The organism is Sphingomonas abietis (assembly GCF_027625475.1).
GTDB classification, from domain to species: Bacteria; Pseudomonadota; Alphaproteobacteria; order Sphingomonadales; family Sphingomonadaceae; genus Solisphingomonas; species Solisphingomonas abietis.
Genome location: NZ_CP115174.1, coordinates 3,373,982 through 3,395,780, shown reverse-complemented (window position 1 = coordinate 3,395,780; position 21,799 = coordinate 3,373,982). Strand labels below are relative to the sequence as shown.

19 protein-coding genes are annotated in these 21,799 nt (G+C 66.3%); 5 read left to right on the top strand and 14 right to left on the bottom strand.

The features are described 5' to 3' along the window. Positions 1–13: 13 nt before the first annotated feature. Both PBT88_RS16075 and PBT88_RS16070 read right to left on the bottom strand, forming a co-directional pair. Positions 14–877 (bottom strand): hypothetical protein, encoded by an 864-nt coding sequence (locus PBT88_RS16075; protein ID WP_270076323.1) that lies wholly within the window; start codon positions 875–877, stop codon positions 14–16. A gap of 7 nt (positions 878–884) precedes the next feature. Next, on the bottom strand, positions 885–2,198 hold the full coding sequence (locus PBT88_RS16070; RefSeq protein WP_270076322.1) for a replication-associated recombination protein A: 1,314 nt from the start codon (positions 2,196–2,198) through the stop codon (positions 885–887). A gap of 168 nt (positions 2,199–2,366) precedes the next feature. Between PBT88_RS16070 and PBT88_RS16065 the strand changes: the two genes are divergently transcribed. The 4 genes from PBT88_RS16065 to PBT88_RS16050 all read left to right on the top strand — a co-directional run bounded on the left by PBT88_RS16065 (position 2,367) and on the right by PBT88_RS16050 (position 3,857). After that, a complete protein-coding gene (locus PBT88_RS16065; protein WP_407696469.1) occupies positions 2,367–2,984 on the top strand; it encodes a PadR family transcriptional regulator in 618 nt (205 codons plus the stop codon). A 2-nt stretch (positions 2,985–2,986) separates the two neighbouring features. Further along, complete coding sequence (locus tag PBT88_RS16060) at positions 2,987–3,148, top strand: hypothetical protein (protein ID WP_270076321.1); 162 nt, start codon at positions 2,987–2,989, stop codon at positions 3,146–3,148. Continuing rightward, positions 3,145–3,432, top strand: coding sequence for a DUF2218 domain-containing protein (locus PBT88_RS16055; protein ID WP_270076320.1), 288 nt, complete (start codon positions 3,145–3,147; stop codon positions 3,430–3,432). Before PBT88_RS16060 ends, PBT88_RS16055 begins: the two co-directional genes overlap by 4 nt. A 107-nt stretch (positions 3,433–3,539) precedes the next feature. Next, positions 3,540–3,857, top strand: coding sequence for a hypothetical protein (locus PBT88_RS16050; RefSeq protein ID WP_270076319.1), 318 nt, complete (start codon positions 3,540–3,542; stop codon positions 3,855–3,857). 14 nt (positions 3,858–3,871) lie between these two features. On the opposite strand, the gene PBT88_RS16045 is transcribed toward PBT88_RS16050, so the two are convergent. From PBT88_RS16045 to PBT88_RS16035, 3 genes are read right to left on the bottom strand one after another with little or no spacing between them, the layout of a single operon-like run. Next, positions 3,872–4,891, bottom strand: coding sequence for a YeiH family protein (locus tag PBT88_RS16045; RefSeq protein WP_270079292.1), 1,020 nt, complete (start codon positions 4,889–4,891; stop codon positions 3,872–3,874). Positions 4,892–4,920: 29 nt separating this feature from the next. Beyond that, positions 4,921–6,129, bottom strand: coding sequence for a glycosyltransferase family 4 protein (locus PBT88_RS16040; RefSeq protein WP_270076318.1), 1,209 nt, complete (start codon positions 6,127–6,129; stop codon positions 4,921–4,923). Between the two features lie 54 nt (positions 6,130–6,183). Beyond that, on the bottom strand, positions 6,184–7,515 hold the full coding sequence (locus tag PBT88_RS16035; protein WP_270076317.1) for an Nramp family divalent metal transporter: 1,332 nt from the start codon (positions 7,513–7,515) through the stop codon (positions 6,184–6,186). A 250-nt stretch (positions 7,516–7,765) separates the two neighbouring features. On the opposite strand from PBT88_RS16035, the gene PBT88_RS16030 reads away from it, so the two are divergent. Next, positions 7,766–8,014 carry a hypothetical protein gene (locus PBT88_RS16030; RefSeq protein ID WP_270076316.1) on the top strand — a complete coding sequence of 83 codons (249 nt, stop codon included), beginning with the start codon at positions 7,766–7,768 and terminating at the stop codon, positions 8,012–8,014. A gap of 123 nt (positions 8,015–8,137) precedes the next feature. Here the strand turns inward: PBT88_RS16030 and rpoC are convergent, their stop codons facing one another. The 9 genes from rpoC to nusG all read right to left on the bottom strand — a co-directional run bounded on the left by rpoC (position 8,138) and on the right by nusG (position 21,793). Beyond that, positions 8,138–12,412 (bottom strand): DNA-directed RNA polymerase subunit beta', encoded by a 4,275-nt coding sequence (rpoC, locus tag PBT88_RS16025; protein ID WP_270076315.1) that lies wholly within the window; start codon positions 12,410–12,412, stop codon positions 8,138–8,140. A 173-nt stretch (positions 12,413–12,585) separates the two neighbouring features. Beyond that, positions 12,586–16,749, bottom strand: coding sequence for a DNA-directed RNA polymerase subunit beta (gene rpoB / locus PBT88_RS16020; protein WP_270076314.1), 4,164 nt, complete (start codon positions 16,747–16,749; stop codon positions 12,586–12,588). A gap of 301 nt (positions 16,750–17,050) precedes the next feature. Continuing rightward, positions 17,051–18,106 (bottom strand): FUSC family protein, encoded by a 1,056-nt coding sequence (locus tag PBT88_RS16015; RefSeq protein WP_270076313.1) that lies wholly within the window; start codon positions 18,104–18,106, stop codon positions 17,051–17,053. Positions 18,107–18,371: 265 nt separating this feature from the next. Further along, complete coding sequence (gene rplL / locus PBT88_RS16010) at positions 18,372–18,749, bottom strand: 50S ribosomal protein L7/L12 (RefSeq protein ID WP_270076312.1); 378 nt, start codon at positions 18,747–18,749, stop codon at positions 18,372–18,374. Between the two features lie 81 nt (positions 18,750–18,830). Next, positions 18,831–19,346 (bottom strand): 50S ribosomal protein L10, encoded by a 516-nt coding sequence (rplJ, locus tag PBT88_RS16005; RefSeq protein WP_270076311.1) that lies wholly within the window; start codon positions 19,344–19,346, stop codon positions 18,831–18,833. 308 nt (positions 19,347–19,654) lie between these two features. Beyond that, positions 19,655–19,867: a hypothetical protein gene (locus PBT88_RS16000; RefSeq protein WP_270076310.1), complete on the bottom strand. Its 213-nt coding sequence runs from the start codon at positions 19,865–19,867 to the stop codon at positions 19,655–19,657. Between the two features lie 174 nt (positions 19,868–20,041). Next, positions 20,042–20,737 carry a 50S ribosomal protein L1 gene (gene rplA / locus PBT88_RS15995; protein WP_270076309.1) on the bottom strand — a complete coding sequence of 232 codons (696 nt, stop codon included), beginning with the start codon at positions 20,735–20,737 and terminating at the stop codon, positions 20,042–20,044. Between the two features lie 4 nt (positions 20,738–20,741). Next, complete coding sequence (gene rplK / locus PBT88_RS15990; RefSeq protein ID WP_270076308.1) at positions 20,742–21,173, bottom strand: 50S ribosomal protein L11; 432 nt, start codon at positions 21,171–21,173, stop codon at positions 20,742–20,744. A gap of 80 nt (positions 21,174–21,253) precedes the next feature. Then, positions 21,254–21,793 carry a transcription termination/antitermination protein NusG gene (gene nusG, locus PBT88_RS15985; protein ID WP_270076307.1) on the bottom strand — a complete coding sequence of 180 codons (540 nt, stop codon included), beginning with the start codon at positions 21,791–21,793 and terminating at the stop codon, positions 21,254–21,256. Positions 21,794–21,799: the final 6 nt, after the last annotated feature.

Here is a 21,799-nt window from a genome sequence, read left to right as displayed (position 1 = left end):
CGCGCTCTTAGCGTCAGCCGATGCCGAACGTCCAGCCCTCGGTGCGGGCGAGCGACGGGGTCAAGGCGGATGGATGCCAGAGAAGGGGATCGCTGGCCGCGCGCCGCAGCCAGGCCGCGCCGAGCAGCGCATCGGTGCGATGGTCGTCGTAATCGATGAGTGCCGCGTGGGGCGGGCTGCGCAGCGCGGCCAGTGCGGTGTCGAGCGTCTCGCCGTCGCGCAGCTTGCTGCGGCCCCGTGCCACGCCGGCGGCACGGGCGGCGAGGCTGGTGTAGATCTCCACGATCAGCGGGCCGGACGCCGGCACCGGATCGAACGGCCAGACCGGGATGCGGCCGTCGAGCCGGTGGAGCAGCCGCATGCCGGCGAGGCTGGCCTTGCCGACCTGGGCCGCACCGACGAGGTTGAAGCTTGAGGACGGCGCCAGCCCCATCGCCTGTGCCGCCCGTTCGGTGACGCGCAGGCGGCCGATGCCGCGGCCGAAGCGATCGCCGGTGCGCCCGCCATGGCGGCGGAAGTGGCGGGCGATCTCCGCATGGTCGACGATGGCGGAGACGCCGAGATGGGGTTCGTGCGCTGCCATCCGGTCGATCGATGCCCACAGCGCGCGGGCATCGGCCGGGCTTTCGGGCCATCCGGGAAAGAAGGCGCCGTGATCGGCGAAGGGCAGCGAGGCGGAGAAATCGAAGCCGACGAGCATCCCGTCCTGGGCGAGCAGCCACCGCGACACTTCTTCGCGCGACCAATGCCGGGCAGAGGGGGCAATCAGCGCCGGTGGGCCATCCTTCTCGCAGATGGCGACGGCGATGCCCGGCTGGAACGCGCCGGTCGCGCCCGACCAGTCGATGCAGCAGAAACGGTCGAAGCGGCGGATCACGCGCCTGTCATCGCTGCCGCTCTTTCCGCAGGCCCTCCCAATAGGCCAGCCGTTCCTGGATCTTGGCCTCGAAGCCTCGGGCGACCGGTTCGTAGAAGGTCTGCGGCGCCATCTCCTCGGGCCAGTAATTGTCGCCCGAAAAACCATCCTCGGCATCGGGATCGTAGGTATAGCCCTTGCCGTAGCCGACCTGCTTCATCAGCTTGGTCGGCGCGTTGAGGATGTTCCTCGGCGGCATCAGCGATCCGGTCTCCTGCGCGGCGCGCTTCGAGGCCTTGAACGCCTTGTAGCCGGCATTGGATTTGGGCGCGGTGGCGAGATAGAGGCAGGCCTGTGCCAGCGCCAGTTCGCCCTCCGGCGAGCCGAGGAAATCGTAGCAATCCTTGGCGGCGATGCACTGCACCAGCGCCTGCGGGTCGGCCAGCCCGATATCTTCCACCGCCATCCGCACCAGCCGCCGCGCGAGGAACAGGGGCTGTTCGCCGCCCTCCAGCATCCGCGCCAGATAATAGAGCGCCGCCTGCGGATCGGAGCCGCGCACCGATTTATGCAGCGCCGAGATCAGATTATAATGCCCCTCGCGATCCTTGTCATAGACCGGCATCCGGCGATGGAGCAGCGCGGCGAGGGCGGCGGGATCGAGGGCTTCCTCGATGTCGATGGCGAACAGCGTCTCGGCCTGGTTGAGCAGGAAGCGGCCGTCGCCGTCCGCCGAGGCGATCAGCGCGTTGCGCGCGTCGGCGGTGATGGGGAGGGGGCGATCCTCGACCTGTTCGGCCCGGTTGAGCAGTTCGCCGAGCGCGCCGGGCGTCAGCCGGTTGAGGATCAGCACCTGCGAGCGGCTGAGCAGCGCGGCGTTGAGCTCGAAGCTCGGATTCTCGGTGGTGGCGCCCACGAGGATGACGGTGCCGTCCTCGACATAGGGCAGGAAGCCATCCTGCTGGGCGCGATTGAAGCGGTGGATCTCGTCCACGAACAGCAATGTGCGCGTGCCGGTGCGGGCATGGTCGCGCGCCTCGGCGAAGACCTTCTTCAGTTCGGCGACGCCCGAGAACACCGCCGAGATCGCCACGAAGCGCAGCTCGACCGCATCGGCGAGCAGCCGCGCGATCGTGGTCTTGCCGGTGCCGGGCGGCCCCCACAGGATCATCGACGACAGGCGGCTGGCGGTCACCATCCGCCCGATCGCGCCCTCGGGGCCGGTGAGATGCTCCTGCCCCACCACTTCGGCGAGCGTGCGCGGACGCAAGCGGTCGGCGAGCGGCGCGGCTTTGGCGGGGAGGGCGGCGTCCGGGGCGTCGGAGGCGAAGAGATCGGCCATGACGCGGATATAGGCGATCGGCGGCGGCGCGTCAGCGTCTCTCCCGTCCCTCCACTCACGCAAATGTGCGGTCCTGCGCCCGGTCGAGAGGAAAACAGCGGAGAGGGATTGCATCTAATCCTATCTAAGATATATCTAAGAACGACTCAGATAGGAGATAGAGTGATTATGCGTTTTGGATTTCATCATCGTGGCCGTCATGGTCACCACCACCCCGACGAGCATGGCGGCCGCAGCGGTATGCGGGCGATGCGCGGCGGCTTCGGCGGCCGGGGCGCTTTCGAGGCATTTGGCGAGGCCCTGGCCGAGCGGGGATCGCGTGGCGGCGGGCGCCGCCGCCTGTTCGATGGCGGCGAGCTTCGCCTCGTGCTGCTGCGCCTGATCGGCGATCAGCCGCGTCACGGCTATGACCTGATCCGTGGCATCGAAGAGCGCACCGGCGGCGCCTATGCGCCCAGCCCCGGCGTGGTCTACCCGACCCTCACCATGCTCGGCGACATGGGCCACATCGAGGAACAGGCCAGCGGGGGCAACCGCAAGATCTTCGCCGTCACCGCCGAGGGCCAGGCGCTGCTCGACGACAAGGCGGACGAGATCGCGGCGTTGATGGCCCGCCTCGAAGCCCTGGGCGAAGCGCGCGACCGCGCCGACATCGTGTCGGTTCGCCGTGCCGTCCACAATATGAAGGCGGTGCTGATGCACAAGCTGCACGACGCCGACGTCGAGACCATCCAGCAGGCCGTGGCGCTCATCGACGAGGCGGCCGGCAAGATCGAACGGCTCTGATCGTGACGCGGCTGCAATTGCTGCGCCGTCGACTGGGTTTCCACCCCGAACAACGCGTTCGGGCCGAAGCTGCCGAAGCACCGGCCTTTTCCCCTGCACCGGAGGCAGAGGGGCGGCGTTTCGACCTGCTCGGCGCGAACGGCGGAAGGATTATTCACGAATGACCGAAAGCACCACCGCGACCGTCACCACCACCCATGGCAGCCGCTATCTCCAGCAGCTTTGCAAGCATTGGTCGCACAAGCTCGAAGTGGAGTTCACGCCCACCCACGGCACGATCCGCTTCCCGAGCGGCGTCGTGGCGACGCTGGCTGCCACCGACGACACTCTCGGCGCGACGATCGTGGCGCCCGATGCCGAGACGCTGGAGCGGATGAAGGGCGTGGTCGCCGACCATCTGGACCGTTTCGCCTTTCGCGAGGCGCCGCTGCCCTTCGTCTGGCGCTGACGCGTTCGCTGACGCCTCGCGCGGCGGAGCAGGGTGTCGAATGCGGTTGCGCGATGCCCTGCCGCCTCGCATGATCGGCCGATCATCTGGTCGGGGGAGAACAGGGGATGAGTGCGTCGCATGAGAAGCCGTCGTTGCCGGATGGCGTCGAAAGCATCCAGAACAAGCCGCCTTCCACCGCCGTTTCGGACGAACTCCGCAAGCTGATGGCCCTGCTCAGCGATTCGTTGCCGCACGATGCTGCGATCAGCTTCCTGTTCGACACCCGGCTGCACGTGCGCATCGACGTCCGTCAGCTGGAGCAGGTTCAGGCGATCGAGATGATGCTGCCGACGCTCGGTGGTGGCATCTTCCACGACGTCCAGCGCGGCCAGGCGCCGAACCACAGCTTCCTGCATCGCGTGACGGCGCTGGTCGATCGCTGACCGCGACCGGCGGATCAGTGGATCAGCAGCGCGGCCGCCCCGCAAGCGAGCAGCAGCGCCACCACGCTGGCGATCGCGATGATCAGCAGCGGGCGTGGCCCGCTTTCGAGCAGGCTCGCCATCGGTGAGCGGATGCCGGTCGCCGTCACTGCGCAGACCAGCAGCGCGGTCGCGAGATCGGTCGCGCCCTGCCCAACGCGGGCGGGCACGATGCCGATCGAATTGATCGCCGCGAATAGAAAGAAGCCGACGACATACCAGGGCAGCAGCGGCTGCCGGCCGGCGGCCTCGCCGTCGCGTGCGAACAGGCGCCCGGTGATGGCGAGCGCCGGTGCCAGCAGGGCGACGCGGGTCAGCTTGACGATCGCGGCATTCTGCCCGGCGGTCTGGCTGAAGGCATAGCCAGCGCCGAGCGACTGCGCGACGTCGTGGATCGCGGCGCCGAGCACGAAGCCGGCCTGGCGATCGCCGAACCCGAGATGATGGCAAATCGCGGGGTAGAGCACCATCGCGGCGGCGCTGAACGCCGAGATGCCGACCAGCACCAGCGCGAGCTGCGCCTGGTTGATCCGCTTCTCGCCCAGCACCGTCGCCAGCGCCATTGCCGCGGACGCGCCGCAGATCGCGACCGCGCCGCCCGCCAGCGCACCGAACGCCCGGCCGAAGCCCAGCCGCTCGGCGGCGAGCACCCCGCTCAGCATCGTCAGCGTGACGATCACCACGATCGCGAGGAGCGCCACCGGGCCGAGGCCGACGATCTGGGCCAGCGTCACCCGCGCGCCGACCAGCACGATGCCGACGCGCAGCAACGTCCGCGAGGCGAAGGCAAGGCCGGGGCCGAGGCGCGGATCGCCGTTCAGGAAATTGAGCGCGAGCCCGACCAACAGCGCCATCAGCGTCAGCGGCGCGCCATAATGATCCGACAGATAGGCCGAGGCGAGCGACGCCAGCACCGCCACCATCAGCCCCGGCGGATAATCCCGCCACTGGAGCTTCGCGCCGGCCTCGATATCGCCGTAGAGATCGGCGGCCATCGGCAGGCGGCGGGGCGGGGCGTCCACGCTCAGCTTCTCCGGCTGCCCGGCCACGGCACCCGCTGCATCGGCGGGGTGCCGGCGATGCCGCGCTGGCGCTGGCGCTCGATCCGCAGATACTGATCGACCAGCGCCTGGTTGACCTTGTCCCACTCATAGGCGCGGCTGGCGATGCGGCCGGCATGGCCGGCCGAATGGCGCAGCTCGTCATTCTGCACATAGCGGCCCAGCGCATCAGCGAAGAAGTGGATCGCGCCGGGGCGGACGAGTTCGCCGGTGATGCCGGGCTCGACCAGGCTCTGGCTGCCGGTGGCATCGGCAGCGACCACCGGGATGCCGGCGGACATCGCCTCCAGCGTGACGTTGCCGAAGGTCTCGGTGACGGACGGGTTGAACAGCACGTCCATCGATGCGGCGGCGCGGCCGAGATCCTTGCCGCCCTGGAAGCCGGCGAACACGGCATCGTCGGGCAGGCGCTTCTCGAACCATTCGCGGGCAGGGCCGTCACCGACGATCAGCACGCGATGCTTCACCCCGCGACGGACGAGCTGGTCGATCGTGTCGGCGAAGACGTCGAGCCCCTTCTCCATCACCAGCCGGCCGATATAGCCGACCGCCACCTCGTCATCGGCGATGCCCAGGCCGCGGCGCCAATCGAGATCGCGGCGCTCGGGCGAGAAGATGTCGCGCTCGACGCCACGCGACCAGATGCCGACATCGAAGTTCATGCGCTGCTCGCGCAGCAGCTGCGCCATCGATTCGGAGGGCGCGAAGATCGCGTCACAGCGGCGATAGAAGCGGCGTAGCCCGGCCTCGACCAGCCCTTCCAGGAAGGCGAAGCCATAATAGCGCGGATAGGTCTCGAACCGGGTATGGACCGAGGCGACCACCGGCAGCTTGTTCTTGCGCGCGTGGCGGACGGCGGCGTGGCCGAGCACCTCGGGCGAGGCGACGTGGATGATGTTCGGCTTGAAGCGGTGGATGTCCTTCTTCACGCCCGGCGTCAGCAATATCGGCGCGCGATATTCGGCGCGGCCGGGCAGCGGGATCGCCGGCACCCCGATCAGATCGCCGACATGATCGAAGGCGGGCTGGCTCACCTTGGGCGAATAGATCCGCACCGCCGCGCCCTTGCGCAGCAGATATTCGACAAGGCGGTTGAGCGCCTGGTTGGCGCCATCGCGCACATAATTATAATTGCCGGAGAACAGCGCCACGCGCAGATCGGTCACGTCCATCGGCGGCTCATAGGCTGGCGCGCGGCTCAGGTGAAGGGGGTCCGATGAAGAGCGTCAGGCGAACAGGCTGACCAGCAGCCACAGGTTCGCCGCCGAAATGATCGCGAACAGCAGCCACGCGGTAGAACGGGCAAGCCGGCCGGCCGCGAAATCGCCCATGATCTCGCCATCGCCCGCCGCGCGGATCAGCGGCCAGATCGCGAAGGGCAGTTGCAGCGACAGGATGATCTGGCTCAGCACCAGCATCGGGCCGACGCCATGGTCGCCGAACATCGCGACACCGATCAGCGCGGGGATGATCGCGAGTGTCCGGGTGATCACGCGCCGCTGCCAGCAGGGAATCTTGAGGTGGAGGAAGCCCTCCAGCACCACCTGGCCGGCGATCGTGCCGGTGAAGGTGCTGCTCTGGCCCGATGCGAACAGGGCGATGCCGAAGAACAGGGCGGCCGCCTTGGCGCCGGTGATCGGGGAGAGCAGGCGGTAGGCGTCGTCGATCTCGGCGACCTGGCCGTGGCCGGTGGCGTGGAAGGCGCCGGCCGCGAGCGCCAGGATCGCGGCGTTCACCAGCATGGCGAGCAGCAGCGAGAGCCCCGAATCCCAGTTGGCCAGCCGGATCGCGGCCCGCTTGGCGCGCGGCTCGTCCGGCACGTCGCGGGTCTGGACGATGCTGGAGTGGAGATAGAGATTGTGCGGCATCACCGTCGCGCCGATGATGCCGATCGCGACGGCGAGCGCGCCTGGCTGGCCGAGGCGGCCGAGATCGGGGATCAGCCCGACCGCGACGGCGTGCGGATCGGGCGGCACGATGATCAGCTCGATCAGGAAGCACAGCGCGATGGTCGCGACCAGGCCGGCGACGATCGCCTCGACCTGGCGGAAGCCGCGCCCCTTCAGCCCGACGACCAGCAGCATGTCGAACGCGGTCAGCAGGATGCCGGCCCAGAGCGGGATGCCGAGCAGCAGCTTGATCGCCAGCGCGCCGCCCAGCACTTCGGCGACATCGGTGGCGAGGATGGCGATCTCGGCCATCGCCCAGAGCGCGAGATTGGGCACCCGCCCGTAGCGGCGCCGGCATGCCTGCGCGAGATCGAGGCCGGAGGCCATGCCGAGCCGCAGCGCCAGCGATTGCAGCAGGATCGCGGCCAGGCTGGCGGCGACCACCACGAACAGCAGATCGAAGCCATAGCCCGATCCCGCCGCGATGTCGGTCGCCCAGTTGCCGGGGTCCATATAGCCGACCGCGACCAGCAGGCCGGGGCCGACGAAGCGCGCGATGCGGGCGGAGAGCGGCGTGCCCGCCGGTATCGCGACGCTGCCCTCGACCTCCGAAGGGCAGAAGGGCGCCGTCGCGCGATCCGGGAGTGTCAGGCCGAGTGTGGTTGCCATGCCACCGCTATGGCCGCTTCGCGAACGGCAGGCCAGAGGCGGTTCGGCGAGCATTGTCGATCACAGTTGTCGAAACTGCCAATGATCGGCGCCGATACCCTGATGTCGGTAAATTCGACCGGTTCGCCAACGAAATAAAGACTGAAAACGGCGGAAAATCGCTATTTCCTCAGCTTGGCACGCCCAATGCAAAGCTATCGGTACAGGCCGGACGGTCTGGACCTTTCGCTCTGACCAAGGGACATATGCCATGATCAACACCAACGCCCGCCGCGCGGTTCTCGGTTTCGCCATCGCTTCGGTGGCACTGTGCGTCTCCGCCCCGGCCTTTGCCCATGCCCAGGCGGCCTCCATCGCGGATGGCAGCACGATGCGCTTCAACGCCAAGACCGGCGATTATTGCCTGAGCAGCACCGTCACCGGATCGCGGATCGCGCAAGTGACGTGCCAGAGCGAGAGCGCCTGGGCGGCCGATGGCCTCACCATCTCGCGCAAATAAGATTTGCCGTGCGCCGGCGACGTACCGCCGGCCTGCCGATCGCAATCATGAAAAACCCCTCCCGCGACAGGCTCGCGAGAGGGGTTTTCATTAGGGGCCGGATGATCCCGAAAGGCTGAGCGATCAGCTGTTCAGGTAATCGCCCGCATCCGCATCGGTGCCGTGGCCCGAGGCAGCGACTTCGCCCAGGGGATCGTCGCCGGTCCCGGTCGAAGCGCGGGCGCCGCGCTTCAGCTCGGCGTCATGCTCTTCCTTGGCGCTGTTCGGGGCGGCGATCGCCGTCTCGAACGCACGGGTCTGGGCCCGCAGCGCCGCATCGCGGCTTGAGGCTGCCACGCGGAGGCGCGACAGGCCGGCGCCGGTGCCGGCCGGGATGAGCCGGCCGACGATGACGTTTTCCTTCAGACCGTTCAGGTGATCGATCTTGCCCTGCACGGACGCTTCGGTGAGCACGCGCGTGGTCTCCTGGAAGGACGCCGCCGAGATGAAGCTGCGGGTCTGCAGCGACGCCTTGGTGATGCCCAGCAGGATCGGCTTGCCTTCGGCCGGACGCTGACCGTCGGCGATCATCTTCTTGTTGACCGCCTCCATGTCTTCCTTCTCGACCTGCTCGCCGGCCAGGAAGGTGGTGTCGCCCGCATCGGTGATCTCGACCTTGAGCAGCATCTGACGAACGATCGTCTCGATGTGCTTGTCGTTGATCTTCACGCCCTGGAGACGATAGACCTCCTGGATTTCCGACACGAGGTAAGCCGCGAGCGGCTCGATGCCGAGCACCTCGAGGATGTCGTGCGGATCGGGCGAACCGCCGATCAGGTTGTCGCCACGACGGACGTGATCGCCTTCCTGCACGTCGATGACCTTGGACTTCGGCACCAGATACTCGACTGCTTCCGATCCATCGTCCGGACGGATGATGATCTTGCGCTTGGCCTTGTAGTCCTTGCCGAATTCCACGCGGCCGGAGATCTTCGCGATGATCGCGTTCTCCTTCGGCTTGCGGGCCTCGAACAGCTCGGCGACGCGCGGCAGACCGCCGGTGATGTCGCGGGTCTTGGCGGCTTCGCGGGACACACGGGCGAGAACCTCACCCGCCTGCACCGTCTGGCCGTCCTCGACCGAGAGCATCGCGCCCGGTGCCAGCATGTAGCGCGCGGCCTCGCCCGAATTGTCGTCGAGCAGGGTCAGGCGCGGACGGAGATCCTCCTTCCGGCTGGTGGCACGATATTCGATCACGACCTTCTGGGCGATGCCGGTGGCTTCGTCGGTCTGCTCGGTCAGCGTCGAGTTCTCGATGAGATCCTGATACTTCACGATACCGGCCTTCTCGGTGATCACGGGCATCATGAACGGATCCCACTCGGCCAGACGATCACCCTTGGAGATGATCGCGCCTTCGCCGTGCAGCAGGTGCGCGCCGTAGGGCAGGCGGTGGGTCGAGAGCTCGCGGCCGTCCATGTCGACGATCGCCAGTTCCGCCGAGCGGGACATGGCGACGCGGCGACCACGCGGATCGACGATCGTCGGCAGATCGCGCAGTTCGATCTTGCCGTCGGTCGGCGCTTCCAGGTTGGACTGCTCGTTGAGCTGGGCGGCGCCGCCGATGTGGAAGGTCCGCATCGTCAGCTGGGTGCCCGGCTCGCCGATCGACTGTGCCGCGATGACGCCGACCGCTTCGCCGATGTTCACCGGCGTACCGCGAGCAAGGTCACGGCCGTAGCAGGTGGCGCAGACGCCGCCGACGCTCTCGCAGACCAGCGGCGAGCGGATCTGCATCGACTGCGGCGCGATCGCCTCGACCTGCACGACCATCGCCTCGTCGAGCAGCGTGCCCTCCGGGATGAAGATCTGGCCGGTCTTGGGATCGACGATGTCTTCGGCCGTGGTGCGGCCGAGGACGCGTTCGCCGAGGCTGGCGATGGTGGCGCCGCCCTGGACGATCGCCTTCATCTCCAGCGAACGCTGGGTCTTGCAGTCGATCTCTACGATCACGCAATCCTGCGACACATCGACCAGACGACGGGTCAGATAGCCCGAGTTCGCCGTCTTCAACGCCGTATCCGCGAGGCCCTTGCGGGCGCCGTGGGTGGAGTTGAAATACTCAAGGACGGTCAGGCCCTCCTTGAAGTTCGAGATGATCGGCGTCTCGATGATCTCGCCCGACGGCTTGGCCATCAGGCCGCGCATGCCGGCGAGCTGCTTGATCTGGGCGGCGGAACCACGGGCACCCGAATGCGCCATCATGTAGATGGCGTTCATCGGCTTCTCGCGCCCGTTTTCCTCGTGCTTGACCGCCTGGATCTCCTTCATCATCTCGGCAGCAACGCGGTCACCGCAACGCGACCAGGCGTCGATCACCTTGTTGTACTTTTCCTGCTGGGTGATGAGGCCGTCCTGATACTGCTGCTCGTAATCCTTCACGAGCGTGCGAGCCTCTTCGACCAGCGGATCCTTCGCCTGCGGGATGATCATGTCATCCTTGCCGAACGAAATACCCGCCTGGAAGGCGTGGCGGAAGCCCAGCGACATGATCGCGTCGGCGAACAGCACCGTGTCCTTCTGGCCGGTGTGACGATAGACCTCGTCGATGACGTCGCCGATGTCCTTCTTGGTCAGCACGCGGTTGACCGTCTCGAAGGGCACCTTGAACGACTTCGGCAGGCACTCGCCGATCAGCATCCGGCCCGGCGTCGTCTCGTAACGCTTGAGGTACTGGTTGCCCTGCTCATCCGTCTGCGGGATGCGGCTGATGATCTTGGAGTGCAGCGTCACCGCCTTGGCGTTGAGCGCCTGATGCACCTCGGTCATGTCGGCGATCAGCATGCCTTCACCCGGCTCCTTCTCCTTGGAGAGGGAGAGGTAATAGAGGCCCAGCACCATGTCCTGCGACGGCACGATGATCGGCTTGCCGTTGGCGGGCGACAGGATGTTGTTGGTCGACATCATCAGCACGCGCGCTTCCAGCTGGGCTTCCAGCGAGAGCGGTACGTGGACGGCCATCTGGTCGCCGTCGAAGTCGGCGTTGAAGGCCGAGCAGACCAGCGGGTGAAGCTGGATCGCCTTGCCCTCGATCAGCACCGGCTCGAACGCCTGGATGCCGAGACGGTGGAGCGTCGGTGCGCGGTTGAGCATCACGGGATGCTCGCGGATCACCTCGTCCAGGATGTCCCAGACTTCCTTGCGCTCCTTCTCGACCCACTTCTTCGCCTGCTTGAGGGTCATCGAGAGACCCTTGGCGTCGAGGCGCGCGTAGATGAACGGCTTGAACAGCTCGAGCGCCATCTTCTTCGGCAGGCCGCACTGGTGCAGCTTGAGTTCCGGCCCGGTCACGATGACCGAACGGCCCGAATAGTCGACGCGCTTGCCGAGCAGATTCTGGCGGAAGCGGCCCTGCTTGCCCTTGAGCATGTCGGACAGCGACTTCAGGGGACGCTTGTTGGCGCCCGTGATGGTGCGGCCGCGACGGCCATTGTCGAACAGCGCGTCGACGGCCTCCTGCAGCATGCGCTTTTCGTTGCGGACGATGATGTCCGGCGCGCGCAGCTCCATCAGGCGCTTCAAGCGGTTGTTGCGGTTGATCACGCGGCGATACAGATCGTTGAGATCCGAGGTCGCGAAGCGGCCGCCGTCGAGCGGCACCAGCGGGCGCAGTTCCGGCGGGATGACCGGCACGACGTCGAGGATCATCCACTCCGGGCGGTTGCCCGAATCGATGAAGCTCTCGACGACCTTGAGCCGCTTGATGATCTTCTTGGGCTTCAGCTCGGACTTGGTGACGGCCAGCTCCGCGAGCAGCTGCTCACGCTCGCCCTCGAGATCGAGGTCGATGAGCATCTGCTTGACGGCTTCCGCGCCGATGCCAGCCGAGAAGGCGTCCTCGCCATATTCGTCCTGCGCCGAGAGCAGTTCGTCCTCGGTGAGCAGCTGATACTTTTCGAGCGGGGTCAGGCCCGGCTCGATCACCACATAGGCCTCGAAGTACAGGATGCGCTCGAGCTGCTTGAGCTGCATGTCGAGCAGCAGGCCGATGCGCGACGGCAGCGACTTCAGGAACCAGATGTGCGCGACCGGGGCAGCGAGCTCGATATGGCCCATCCGCTCGCGGCGGACCTTCGAGACGGTGACCTCGACGCCGCACTTCTCGCAGACGATGCCCTTGTACTTCATCCGCTTGTACTTGCCGCACAGGCACTCGTAATCCTTGATCGGACCGAAGATGCGCGCGCAGAACAGGCCGTCACGCTCGGGCTTGAACGTGCGGTAGTTGATGGTCTCCGGCTTTTTGATCTCGCCGAAGGACCAGGACCGGATGCGCTCGGGGGAGGCGATGCCGATCTTGATCTGATCGAACGTCTCCGGCTTCGCGAGCGGATTGGCGAAATTGGTCATCTCGTTCATGAGTTTTTCCTCACTCTTGAACCCTCTCCCGCATGCGGGAGAGGGAGGGGCCCGCCGTCAGGCGGGAGGGTGAGGGTCTTCTTCTTCCGCGCCGCAACCGGCGCCCACATCGTAGAACAAGAAGACCCTCACCCAACCCTCTCCCGCGAGCGGGAGAGGGCTCTATGGATTGCTTACTCCGCCGCCTGCGCCAGCGCGTTGCCGTCTTCGTCGCGTTCCTCATTGAGGAGTTCGACGTTGAGGCCCAGCGAGCGCATTTCCTTGACGAGCACGTTGAAGCTCTCGGGAATGCCGGCCTCGAAGGTGTCGTCACCCTTGACGATCGCCTCGTAGACCTTGGTGCGGCCGACCACGTCGTCGGACTTCACCGTCAGCATTTCCTGGAGCGTGTAGGCGGCGCCATAAGCCTGGAGCGCCCACACCTCCATCTCACCGAAGCGCTGACCACCGAACTGCGCCTTACCACCCAGCGGCTGCTGGGTGACGAGCGAGTAGGGCCCGATCGAACGCGCGTGGATCTTGTCGTCGACGAGATGGTGGAGCTTCAGCATGTAGATGTAGCCCACCGTCACCTTGCGATCGAACATGTCGCCGGTGCGGCCGTCATACAGATCGCTCTGGCCCGACGTGTCGAGGCCGGCGAGCGTGAGCATCGCCGACACGTCCGCCTCGCGGGCGCCGTCGAACACCGGCGTCGCCATCGGCACGCCGTTCTTCAACAGACCGGCCATCTCGATGATCTCGTCCGCCGAACGGGCGTCGATCTCGGCATGGTACTGCTCACCATAGACGGTCTTGAGGCGATCCACGACCGCGGTCGGCGGGGCGCCGGCAGCCGCATCGGGGTTCGCTTCGCGCCAGGCTTCCAGCGCCTCGGTGATCTGCTTGCCGAGCCCGCGCGAGGCCCAGCCGAGATGCGTCTCGAAGATCTGCCCGACGTTCATGCGCGACGGCACGCCCAGCGGGTTCAGCACGATATCCACATGCGTCCCGTCGGCGAGGAACGGCATGTCCTCGTTCGGCAGGATGCGCGAGATGACGCCCTTGTTGCCGTGACGGCCGGCCATCTTGTCGCCCGGCTGCAGCTTGCGCTTCACCGCGACGAACACCTTGACCATCTTGAGCACGCCCGGCGGCAGCTCGTCGCCACGCTGGAGCTTCTCGACGCGATCCTCATAGCGCTTCTGCATGACGCCGACGGCATCATCATATTGCGCCTTCACCGCCTCGAGATCGGCCTGGATGGCGTCGTCCGCGACGGCGAACTTCCACCATTCGCGCTTCTCGATGTCGAGCAGCATCTCGGACGTGATCTCCACGCCCTTCTTGATGCCCTTCGGCGCCGCGGCGATCGTCTGGCCGACGAGCATCGGCTGGAGACGGGTGAAGGTGGCGCGGTTGAGAATGCCGCGCTCGTCCTCGCGATCCTTCGCGAGACGGTCGATCTCCTCGCGTTCGATCGCCAGGGCGCGCTCGTCCTTGTCGACGCCGTGACGGTTGAACACGCGGACATCGACGACCGTGCCGGACACGCCCGGCGGCAGGCGCAGCGAGGTGTCGCGCACGTCCGACGCCTTCTCGCCGAAGATGGCGCGGAGCAGCTTCTCCTCCGGCGTCATCGGGCTCTCGCCCTTCGGCGTGATCTTGCCGGCGAGGATGTCGCCCGGCTCGATCTCGGCGCCGATGTAGACGATGCCGGCCTCGTCGAGGTTGCGCAGCGCCTCTTCACCCACGTTCGGGATGTCGCGGGTGATGTCCTCCGGCCCGAGCTTGGTGTCGCGGGCCATCACCTCGAACTCTTCGATGTGGATCGACGTGAACACGTCGTCCTTCACGATCCGCTCGGAGATGAGGATGGAATCCTCGTAGTTGTAGCCGTTCCACGGCATGAACGCGACGAGGACGTTGCGGCCCAGCGCCAGCTCGCCGAACTCGGTCGACGGGCCGTCGGCGATGATGTCGCCCTTCTTCACCAGATCGCCCACCTTCACCAGCGGACGCTGGTTGATGCAGGTCGACTGGTTGGAGCGCTGGAACTTCATCAGCGTGTAGATGTCGACGCCCGACTTGCCCGGCTCCACCTCTTCGGTGGCGCGGATCACGATACGGCCGGCATCGACCTGATCGATGATGCCGGTACGCTTCGCGCCGATCGCGGCACCCGAGTCACGCGCGACGGTCTCTTCCATGCCGGTGCCCACGAACGGGGCCTCGGCGCGGACGAGCGGCACGGCCTGACGCTGCATGTTCGAGCCCATCAGCGCGCGGTTGGCGTCATCGTTCTCCAGGAACGGGATGAGCGAGGCGGCCACGGACACGAGCTGCTTGGGGCTGACGTCCATCAGCGTGATCTGATCGCGGAACGCCATCAGGAACTCGCCGGCCTCACGGGCGGAAATCAGCTCCTCGACGAAGGTGCCGTCGGCATTCACTTCGGCGTTGGCCTGCGCGATCGTGTGCTTGGCCTCTTCCATCGCCGACAGGTACACGACCTCGTCGGTGACCTTGTGGTCGATCACCTTGCGGTACGGCGTCTCGATGAAGCCATACTTGTTGACGCGCGAGAAGCTGGCGAGCGAGTTGATCAGGCCGATGTTCGGGCCTTCCGGCGTCTCGATCGGGCAGATGCGGCCATAATGCGTCGGATGGACGTCGCGGACCTCGAAGCCCGCGCGCTCGCGGGTGAGACCGCCCGGCCCGAGCGCCGAGACGCGACGCTTATGCGTCACTTCGGAGAGCGGGTTGGTCTGATCCATGAACTGCGACAGCTGCGACGAGCCGAAGAACTCGCGGACGGCGGCAACGGCCGGCTTGGCGTTGATCAGGTCGTTGGGCATGACCGTGGACACGTCCACGGAGCTCATGCGCTCCTTCACGGCGCGCTCCATGCGGAGCAGGCCGACGCGATACTGGTTCTCGAGCAGCTCGCCCACCGAGCGCACGCGGCGGTTGCCGAGATTGTCGATGTCGTCGATCTCGCCCTTGCCGTCCTTGAGGCCGACGAGGGTCTTGACCACCTCGAGGATGTCCTCGGTGCGCAGCGTCGTCACCGTGTCCTCGACGTCGAGGTCGAGGCGCATGTTGAGCTTGACGCGGCCGACGGCCGAAAGGTCGTAGCGCTCGGGATCGAAGAACAGGCCGGCGAACAGCGCTTCCGCCGTCTCCTTCGTCGGCGGCTCGCCGGGGCGCATGACGCGATAGATTTCGGAGAGCGCATGGTCACGCTCCTCGACCTTGTCGGCCTTGAGCGTGTTGCGGATCCAGGCACCGGTCGAGACATGATCGATGTCGAGCAGCACCAACTCCTCGATGCCGGTGGCGTCGAGCTTGGCGAGATTCTCCTCGGTCACTTCGTCGCCGGCTTCGATGTAGATCTCGCCGGTGGCTTCGTTGATCAGGTCGAACGCGCTGTAGCGGCCGAAGATCTCTTCGGTCGGGATCAGCAGCGTGGTCAGGCCGTCCTTGCCGGCCTTGTTGGCAGCACGCGGGCTGATCTTCTGGCCGGCGGGGAACACGACCTCGCCGGTGTCGCCGTTGACGACGTCGTACATCGGCTTCTGGCCACGCCAGTTCTCGGTCAGGAAGGGCACCTTCCAGCCGCCTTCGCCGCGCACATAGGTGGCGGTCTTGTAGAATTCGTTGAGGATCTCCTCGCCCGACAGGCCCAGCGCATAGAGCAGGGTCGTCACCGGCAGCTTGCGCTTGCGATCGATGCGGACGTTGACGATGTCCTTGGCGTCGAACTCGAAATCGAGCCACGAGCCGCGATACGGGATGACGCGGGCGGCGAAGAGATACTTGCCCGACGCGTGGGTCTTGCCGCGATCATGATCGAACAGCACGCCCGGCGAACGGTGCATCTGCGAGACGATGACGCGCTCGGTGCCGTTGACGAAGAAGGTGCCGTTGCCCGTCATCAGGGGCATGTCGCCCATGTAGACGTCCTGCTCCTTGATATCGAGGACCGAGCGGGTCTCGGTATCGGGATCGACCTCGAACACGATCAGGCGGAGCGTCACGCGCATCGGCGCGGCGAAGGTGATGCCACGCTGGCGGCATTCCTCGACGTCATACTTCGGCTCTTCGAGCTCGTAGTTGACGAAATCCAGCTCGGCGGTGCCGGCGAAATCGCGGATCGGGAACACGCTGCGCAGCGTCTTCTCGAGGCCGGAGACATAGCCGATCGAGGCATCGGAGCGCAGGAACTGTTCGTAGCTCTCGCGCTGAACCTCGATCAGGTTCGGCATCTGAATCACTTCATGGATGTCGCCGAACACCTTGCGGATCCGCTTCTTCGCGGTGCCGATCATCGCCGGGGGGATGGGCTGGGTCGCCATGTGGTCCTTACCTCGCAATCAATTTCGTCGCGGAAGCGCCTCGCAGCACCTCCAGCAGCCACGCGCGACTTGAGGCAAGTCACGCAAAAAAGTGCGGTCCCGGGCTGTCGGGGCCGCACTGCTGCACTATTCTCCCACCCGGATCTTCCATTCGTCGCGGCCCGTTGCGCAAGGCGGGTCGTGTCCCGAAGACTCTGGCGGACGGCCGGTTGCACGCGAACAGCGGGCAGGCGACCTGTGATGTAGGAAGAGGGCTATATAGCGTGTGGATCGCGCAAGGGAAGGGGGTGCGATCAGTTTCTCACAGATCGGTGCTTTCCGGCGCGGCGGGCGTGCCGTTCGTCGGGCGGCGCGGTATCACCCAATACCAGGCGAGCAGCACGGGTTCGAGCAGGGCCATGCCGACCAGGATGCCGGTCAATCGTTCGGTCGCCGGCCCGATCGCGGCATCGGCATAGCTGTCCGGCACCAGCGTGACGAGGATCGCCAGCGTGAACTGGGTGCCCGCATAGACGATGCCGGACTTGCTGTTCTCGATATGGCGCCCGATCGCGACGCCGATCGCGGACCCGGCGATCAATATCGCGGGCGACATGGCGGGTGCGCCGCGCGCCGCGAACAGGCAGAGGGCCGCGAGCGCGCTTCCGGCGAGGCAGCCGGCGATCCGCAGCACCAGCCGCCGGCTGACCGGGGCGAGGCCGCTCGTGCCCAGGCTGGTGAGCGGCACCAGCATCACCGCCATGATCGTCACCGCGCTCTGGGCGAGCTCGGGAATGGCGAAGGCGCGCCACAGGAACGGAAGCAGCAGCAGGGCCGACGCGGCCTGCATCGCGTGGCGCGCGGCGTGGGGATGCCAGCCGGCGAATTTGGCGGAAGGGGTCCGTTCCGCCGGCCAGCGCCGCCGGGCGGTAACGGTGGACAGGCAGCTGACCAGCACGCAGGCGACCGTGCCGGCGAGAACCTCGAGGACCCGCGTGCGGGCGAAGGCGGCGATGCCGTGGGCCGGATGCTCCATCGTATCGAGCAGCACCATCTCGAAGGTCAGCCCCACGAACAGCCAGGCATAGGCCCGGCGGCCGGTCATCGCGCCGTAGAGGGTCAGCCCGCCGATCAGCGCGCCGGAGATCGCGGCGGCGGGCAGCGACGCCCGCACCAGCGGCACGATCGCCAGCCCCAGCGCGGCGCCGCAGGCGGTGCCGACGATCCGCAGCACGCCGCGCAGCAGGCTGTCGGTCAAATGGCCGCGCATGACCATATAGCCGGAAAAGGCGGCCCAGGAGATGTTGGCGGCGCCGATCGCATGGGCGAACAGGATCGCCAGCAGCACCGAGCAGATGCATTCGATCTCGTCGATCATGCGAGGCCCCGGCCGCAGGAAGCTGCGGGCCTCTTGAGCCAGGCGGGCCGGCCATGCCGAGATTGGGTGTCCGGTCATGAGGATCGATTAGAGAGGTTTGGCATCGCGCGGAACCGTCATCCGGGGAAGGCGCATCATCCGGCGCGAAGGGCGGGGTGCCAACGGAAAAGGGGCGACCCTTGCGGGCCGCCCCTTTCCTCGAAGTCTCGTCGTGGCCCGGCAAGGGCCGCGCGTGGCGCGAGCCCGGTGCCGGAGCCCCGCCGGATTACTTCAGCTCGACGGTCGCGCCGGCGTCTTCGAGCTGCTTCTTGACCTTCTCGGCCTCGTCCTTGCTCACGCCTTCCTTGATCGCCTTCGGAGCCGACTCGACGAGAGTCTTGGCTTCGGTCAGGCCCAGGCCGGTGATCGCGCGGACTTCCTTGATGACGTTGATCTTCTTGCCACCGTCGCCGGTGAGGATCACGTCGAACTCGGTCTTCTCTTCAGCAGCAGCGGCGCCGCCGGCGCCACCGGCCGGAGCGGCAACCGCAACAGCGGCGGCAGCCGAAACGCCCCACTTCTCTTCGAGCAGCTTCGAGAGCTCAGCGGCCTCGAGAACGGTGAGAGCCGACAGGTCGTCGACGATCTTCTGCAGGTCAGCCATGTGTAGTCTCCATGTGCGGGGCAGCTTCGGCCCCATAGGTCTTCAAGAATAGGTCGGTAGAAAAACCTCGGGCCTGACGAATCAGGCCGCGTCCTTGTCCGCATAGGCGGCGAACACGCGGGCCAGCTGGCCTGCGGGTGCCTGGACGATCTGGACGATCTTGGTCGCGGGAGCCTGCACGAGGCCCACGATCTTGGCGCGCAGTTCGTCGAGCGAAGGCAGCTCTGCGAGAGCCTTCACGCCGTTCACGTCGAGGACGGTATCCCCCATCGCGCCGCCGACGATTTCCAACTTGTCGTTGGTCTTCGCGAATTCGACGACGGCCTTGGCGGCCGCCACCGGATCGACGGACGTCGAAAGTGCGGTCGGCCCCGTCAGCAGATCGCTGAGCGAGGTGTAGGCCGTGCCTTCGGCAGCGATACGGGCGAGGCGGTTCTTGGCAACCTTGTAGCTGGCGCCGGCGTCACGCATCTTCACACGGAGCGCAGTGGACTGCGCGACGGTGAGACCGAGATTGCGGGTGACAACCACCACGCCGCTCTCGGAAAATGTGCGGTTCAGCTCGGCGACAGCCGCGGACTTCTGATCGCGATCCATGCCAATCTCCACATCGTAACCGGCCGCCCAACATGGGAGGCCGGGGTGAGCCACACGGCAAATACGCCGCCGCATGGTTCGTCCGTGGGAAATCGTCGACTGGCACGCGCAGATGGTCTGGAGACCCTTGCCCGGCAGACCCGGGGACCATCATGAGGACGGACCCGGAAAAACTCTTCCCCGCCTATGCAGCCGAATTAAGGGGCAAACCCCAGCTGCAGTCTCGGACGGTACACGGCCGGCTGACGCCGACCGAAGGGCGGGCTCATAGCGAGCCCGCGCCAGGAGTCAATAAATTACCGCGCCGCTTATTTCGGGCACTTCATCAGCTGGCCCTTCTTGGGGCCGGATGCGACGTGGCAGCGGCCCTTGGCATCCTTGTTGAACGCCGCCGGGGCGGCAGCGGCAGTGGCGGCCGGCGGGCATTTGGTGAACTTGCCCTTGGCGTCCTTGCAGGGGGCCGCGACGAGGCTGGTGGCGAGAAGCGCGGTCACGGAAAGCGCGGTCAGCGTGCGGATCATCAGTCTACCTCCCCCGCAAGGATTGCGGTGGGCGCAATCCAGACCGGTTTCGCCGCGAGGTCAATCGGGCAGGGCGCTTCTGACCGAGAATTAATCCGGGGCGTGGGGAGGGACGCACATACAAAAAGGGCCGGGATCGCTCCCGGCCCTTTCCGTTTTGCCAGAAGGCGAAGATCAGCCGCCGAGTTCGGCGGTGTCGACCTTGATGCCGGCGCCCATGGTGGACGAGACGGCGACCTTCTTCACATATTTGCCCTTGGCGCCCGACGGCTTGGCCCGGACCAGCGCGTCCAGCAGCGCGTCGAAATTCTCGCGCAGGTCGGCAGCCGGGAAGCTCGCCTTGCCGAGGCCGGCATGGATGATGCCCGCCTTCTCGACGCGATATTCGATCTGGCCGCCCTTGGCCGCTTCGACCGCCGCCGCGACGTTCATCGTCACGGTGCCGAGCTTCGGGTTGGGCATCATGCCCTTCGGGCCGAGGATCTTGCCGAGACGGCCGACCAGGCCCATCATGTCCGGGGTCGCGATGCAGCGATCGAAATCGATCGTGCCGCCCTGGACGATCTCGAGCAGATCTTCCGCACCGACGACGTCGGCGCCGGCATTCTTGGCTTCCTCGGCCTTGGCGCCGCGGGCGAACACGCCGACGCGGACGGTCTTGCCGGTGCCCTTGGGCAGGGTGACGACGCCGCGGACCATCTGGTCGGCGTGGCGCGGATCGACGCCCAGGTTCACCGCGACCTCGATGGTCTCGTCGAACTTGGAGGTGGCGTTGGTCTTGGCGAGGGTGATCGCCTCGTCGATCGCGTACAGCTTGTCACGGTCAACGGCGGTGGCGAGGGTCTTCGCCTTCTTGGTCAGCTTGGCCATGATCTCAGCCCTCCACCACTTCGAGGCCCATCGCGCGCGCGGAGCCTTCGATCGTCTTCGTTGCCGCGTCGATGTCCATCGCGTTCAGGTCCTTCATCTTGGCCTGTGCGATTTCGGCGAGCTGCGAGCGCTTGATCTTGCCTGCGATCGCCTTGCCCGGCTCCTTGGAGCCCGAGGTCAGGCCGGCGGCCTTCTTGAGCAGGAACGAGGCCGGCGGCGTCTTCGTGATGAACGAGAAGCTGCGATCGGCGTAGACGGTGATCACGGTCGGGATGGGCATGCCCTTCTCGAGGTCGTTCGTCGCGGCGTTGAACGCCTTGCAGAACTCCATGATGTTGACGCCGCGCTGACCCAGCGCGGGGCCGATCGGCGGCGACGGGTTGGCGGAGCCAGCCTTCACCTGCAACTTGATGTAACCGGTAATCTTCTTCGCCATGATGATCTCCTATGGCTTAGCGGTACAAACGGCCTTGCGGCCTCCCGCGGACTTTTCCGGCCTGGGCCGGAAACCTTGAATTACTTGACGCGCTCGACCTGCTCGAACTCGAGCTCGACCGGGGTGGCGCGACCGAAGATCGACACCGAGACCTTGACGCGGCTGCGATCGAAATCGAGCTCCTCGACCAGGCCGTTGAACGAGGCGAACGGGCCTTCCAGCACCTTCACCTGATCGCCGATGTCGAAATCGACCTTGATCTTCTGCTTCGGCGCGGCGGTCGCGATCTCCTCCTTGGTGTTGAGGATGCGCGAGGCTTCGGCCTCGCTGATCGGCTGCGGCTTGCCGTTGTTGCCGAGGAAGCCCGTCACCTTCGGCGTGTTGCGCACGAGATGGTAGACGTCGTCGTTCATGTGCAGCTTCGCCAGCACGTAACCGGGGAAGAATTTGCGGTCGGACGTGATCTTCTTGCCGCGACGGACCTCGGTCACCTTCTCGGTCGGAACCTCGACGGCCTCGACGAGCTGCTCGAGACCCATGCGGGTCGCGTCGGCGAGGATCTGTTCCCGCACCTTGTTCTCGAAGCCCGAATAGGCGTGGATGATGTACCAGCGCGACATGAAGTT

Coding starts and splice junctions, on each gene's coding strand:
- rplK (WP_270076308.1), bottom strand. CDS start 21,173: ATGGCGAAGAAGATTACCGGTTACATCAAGTTGCAGGTGAAGGCTGGC.
- PBT88_RS16050 (WP_270076319.1), top strand. CDS start 3,540: ATGAGTGCGTCGCATGAGAAGCCGTCGTTGCCGGATGGCGTCGAAAGC.
- rplJ (WP_270076311.1), bottom strand. CDS start 19,346: ATGGATCGCGATCAGAAGTCCGCGGCTGTCGCCGAGCTGAACCGCACA.
- rplL (WP_270076312.1), bottom strand. CDS start 18,749: ATGGCTGACCTGCAGAAGATCGTCGACGACCTGTCGGCTCTCACCGTT.
- PBT88_RS16030 (WP_270076316.1), top strand. CDS start 7,766: ATGATCAACACCAACGCCCGCCGCGCGGTTCTCGGTTTCGCCATCGCT.
- rpoC (WP_270076315.1), bottom strand. CDS start 12,412: ATGAACGAGATGACCAATTTCGCCAATCCGCTCGCGAAGCCGGAGACG.
- PBT88_RS16000 (WP_270076310.1), bottom strand. CDS start 19,867: ATGATCCGCACGCTGACCGCGCTTTCCGTGACCGCGCTTCTCGCCACC.
- PBT88_RS16045 (WP_270079292.1), bottom strand. CDS start 4,891: ATGGCCGCCGATCTCTACGGCGATATCGAGGCCGGCGCGAAGCTCCAG.
- PBT88_RS16040 (WP_270076318.1), bottom strand. CDS start 6,129: ATGGACGTGACCGATCTGCGCGTGGCGCTGTTCTCCGGCAATTATAAT.
- PBT88_RS16015 (WP_270076313.1), bottom strand. CDS start 18,106: ATGATCGACGAGATCGAATGCATCTGCTCGGTGCTGCTGGCGATCCTG.
- PBT88_RS16055 (WP_270076320.1), top strand. CDS start 3,145: ATGACCGAAAGCACCACCGCGACCGTCACCACCACCCATGGCAGCCGC.
- PBT88_RS16065 (WP_407696469.1), top strand. CDS start 2,367: ATGCGTTTTGGATTTCATCATCGTGGCCGTCATGGTCACCACCACCCC.
- PBT88_RS16070 (WP_270076322.1), bottom strand. CDS start 2,198: ATGGCCGATCTCTTCGCCTCCGACGCCCCGGACGCCGCCCTCCCCGCC.
- nusG (WP_270076307.1), bottom strand. CDS start 21,793: ATGTCGCGCTGGTACATCATCCACGCCTATTCGGGCTTCGAGAACAAG.
- rpoB (WP_270076314.1), bottom strand. CDS start 16,749: ATGGCGACCCAGCCCATCCCCCCGGCGATGATCGGCACCGCGAAGAAG.
- rplA (WP_270076309.1), bottom strand. CDS start 20,737: ATGGCCAAGCTGACCAAGAAGGCGAAGACCCTCGCCACCGCCGTTGAC.
- PBT88_RS16035 (WP_270076317.1), bottom strand. CDS start 7,515: ATGGCAACCACACTCGGCCTGACACTCCCGGATCGCGCGACGGCGCCC.